Origin of the sequence: Micromonospora sp. NPDC005206 (genome assembly GCF_040608175.1) — a bacterium.
Classification (GTDB): domain Bacteria; phylum Actinomycetota; class Actinomycetes; order Mycobacteriales; family Micromonosporaceae; genus Micromonospora.
In genome coordinates, this window is the sequence record NZ_JBEXHU010000069.1 from 1 (window position 1) to 3,224 (window position 3,224).

The window sequence follows — 3,224 nt, forward strand, 5'->3', positions numbered from 1 at the left end:
TTCGTCTGCGACGTCCTTGTCAGTCCCATCACTGGGTAACCGCATCCGAGCAGGGACCGTCAACCCCCGAAGGACTTACGAACTGGAGCACTAAGTGGTCCGTGCCGTAAGTCCTTCGGGGGTTGACGGTTCAGGGTCTGGCGTGCGGTTGGTGGTCAGGGGGTGGTGGGTCGTACGTGTAGGTCGCAGACCAGGTCGAAGGCTTCTTCGGTGGTGCGGCTGAACCAGATCTGGTCTTCGTAGCTGTTCGTGCTGGCCACGTAGATGGCGGTGCCCCAGCGGTGGGCGGATCCGCCGTAGCGCAGCCGCATCAGCGGTAGCCGTTCACCGCCGCCGAGTTCGCCTTCGACGTAGGCGAACTGGGCGCGGTAACGCACGTGCACCGCGGCCAGTTGCGGCCAGTTCTCGCGGGCGTGCGCGCGTAGCCGCTGCGCCAGGGACGTCATGGTGGACTCGGGGATAGCCGGCATGGCGTCCATCCTGCCCGCCATGGGGGCGTGTCGGGCGCCTTGTTGCGCCCGGCTTGTCGGCATGATCAACGATCCGTTATGAGGATCATCGATCGGAAGTGGGGCCTGTGCGCGGATGGCCTCGACCGGCCCGGTGCGGGTCTTCGGCGTGCCCATCGCGGTGCCAGCGAGGGTTGCCCGGGCGGCGGCGATAGCGTCGATCGGGTCGGACTTGCCCTGTGCGCGGCGGGCTCGGCGGTCCGGCCGGTCCACCTCCACGACGGCGATCTTTTTGCTGGTCAGGTAGCGGGCCAGCCCGGCGCCGTAGCTGCCGGTGCCCTCGACTCCCACGGCAGTTACCCGGCCGAAGGAGCGCATCCAGGCCAGCAGATCGGCGTAGCCGGCGGTGGTTGCCGGGAACTCGGTGTCGCCCAGGAGGCCGCCGGTGCTGTCGATGACGGCGGCGTGGTGGGTGTCGCGGTGGGTGTCGACACCACCGATGAGAGTTCGCTTCTTGGCTGCCATGCTGGTGAGGTCCGCCTTTCTCGTCTGCGTCGAGATTCGTGGACACGTCACCGGTTAGGCGATGCGGACAACACAGTGGTGGGCGCCTCTCGCACAGGCTCCTATCAGGTCACGACGCCTGGCCGGTGACATGCAGCTGTCGGGGCCACCGAGCTGGCCGACGAATCGGGATGAGGACAGCAACCGTCGGTCTGCCGGTGAGTCAGACCAGCCCGGCGACCCACCCCACCATCCTCACTGTCTGCCGTCGACCCGCCCTGCTTGGGAGCGGGCCGCCGCCCGACCCGCCACGTCAAGCGGACCTTGACACAGGTTCGGACGATGGCGGGTCGGGCGGTGGTCTGCTCGGCTTGCCCGGGTCGATGGCAGACGGGATGGCCTACCGCAACCGCCCTGGAACATCTGCCCGGCATCGCCGAACTACGCCAAGCCCAGCGAGCACGCCCGCCGCCGGGTGCGCGTCGAGCACGCCTGGCGCAGCCTGACCCGCCACCTCGGCCGCCGCGACAGCCTCGACACCACCATCCGCGCCGTCGCCGGCCTACTGTCCGACCACCAACACACCGACCGCGGCAAACCCATCGCCGCCATCACCGCCACCCGCCGCCATGTGTGTGACCCCGACCCCAGCCGGTCCTGTTGGTTGCCGGATCGATGAACGCGTTGTACCCCGGGTGGGGGCCGAGGTCAGATCGCCTGGGCGAGCTCAGCAAATGCCGTCGACACCCGCGTTGCCGGCGGGGCATCGACGGCGAGTTCGTAGTGGCCACGTCGTAGGTTCTGCATGAAGGCGTGTCCAGCGATGATCACCTGCGTTGTCCTGTCGGTTCGTAGTCCGCGCATCGGTCTCAACCGGTGTTTGAGCTGGCTGTGGTCGGCCTCGATTGGATTGTTCCGTACCGTTCGACGTGGTGCCACGCCTGCGGGATCAGCTCGTCGAGCACTCTGGGTAGAACGGCGCGGCGTCGGTGACGACCTCGCTCGGTGTCACCTTCAACGTCGACAGCGCCCGGCGGAAGAACCGGCGTGCCGCATCGGCGTCGCGGCGGGCCGAGATGAGCACGTCGTAGACCTGGCCGTACTGGTCAACCGTTCAGTACACGTAACGCCACACACCTAGAGCGGGATGCGGTCATCGCAGCCACCCCAGGAACCGGCGATGGAGTAGACCAGCGGGAGCCCAGCCCATGTCCTGGCTCGCAGCAACCATGCAGGAGCCCATATACAGGGCGAGGGAGATGGGAGCGCTTTCGAACTCGGCTCGCAGCTCGTGGCGTCGTGTGCGGCAGGGCCATGGGGCACCGCACCCGGCGCAGGTCCAGATCGGCAGAACCGGTCCGTGCGTGGTCATGACGCCTCACCGGGCCAGTGCCCTCGTCTGCTCGGTATGCGGTGTCTCGACCGGCAGGGCCGTCCACCGCCGCAGAGGCCGACTGACCTGACCTTCCTCCGTGACCACACCGATCGGTGTCTACGCTCCAGGGCCACGGTGTAGGAGACAATCTGCTCGGCCGACGTCGTCTCTGATTGCCGCCGGCGGGTCTCCTCGAAGAAGGTCACGTTGCGCTCCTCCTGCTGGTGATTTCATGCTTCCGGCTCCTGGCAGCGCTTTCGAGGCCGAACTTGGCTGGCCGTTTGCACGCGGGCGTCGACCGGACGCGGAATCGCCCGACGGGTTATGGACGTAGATTTCCCGGTTCGCGCATCGCGATCTGCTTGGCCGACTCTGTGCGTAGCGGCCGGGTGCATTCCGGGCAGCTTAGGGATGCACCGCAGGTGCGGCACCATTGCAGCGAGCGCTTGAATGCGAGCAGCCCGGCGAGGAATCCGAGCACAAGCGCAGCGCTGATGGCCGCGATCGAGATCAGGTTCATGGAGTGCCCTTCAGAACGCCGGTGTCGGCATCGTTGATTCGGTCGATGTCGGGCGGGCGCGGCTCTGCGAGCCGCAGACAGTGGGCGAGGTGGTGATGTGGTATCGACGGACGTCACGTGGCCCGCTTGGCCGGTTGCGGAGCCTCTGCTGGACAGAACCCGCTCGGTAGGGCGTAGGTGGACATCGGGTCACCGATGATGCGCAGCATCATGCGGTCGCCGGTGAAGCGGGTTCTGCCGTGGAGCCAGCGGTCGTTGAGCAGGATGTAGCCGTGGCCCTCACCTAGTACTCCAGCCGGGGTTGTTGACCTTGGCTGAGCTGTGGCTCGGTGCGGTGTGGGAACGAGGGCAGCCACCGTCGATCATGGACGGTTGT

The 3,224-nt window shown here is 67.1% G+C and carries 2 protein-coding genes and 1 pseudogene; all 3 read right to left on the reverse strand.

Features of this window, described 5'->3' with window-relative positions:
* Positions 1-155: 155 nt before the first annotated feature.
* Positions 156-974, reverse strand: coding sequence for a transposase (locus ABZU69_RS36940; RefSeq protein WP_354968849.1), 819 nt, complete (start codon positions 972-974; stop codon positions 156-158).
* Positions 975-1,661: 687 nt separating this feature from the next.
* A pseudogene (locus ABZU69_RS36945) lies at positions 1,662-2,091 on the reverse strand (DDE-type integrase/transposase/recombinase); the annotation flags it as partial.
* A 559-nt stretch (positions 2,092-2,650) separates the two neighbouring features.
* Positions 2,651-2,848: a hypothetical protein gene (locus ABZU69_RS36950; RefSeq protein WP_210918302.1), complete on the reverse strand. Its 198-nt coding sequence runs from the start codon at positions 2,846-2,848 to the stop codon at positions 2,651-2,653.
* Between the last annotated feature and the right edge of the window lie 376 nt (positions 2,849-3,224).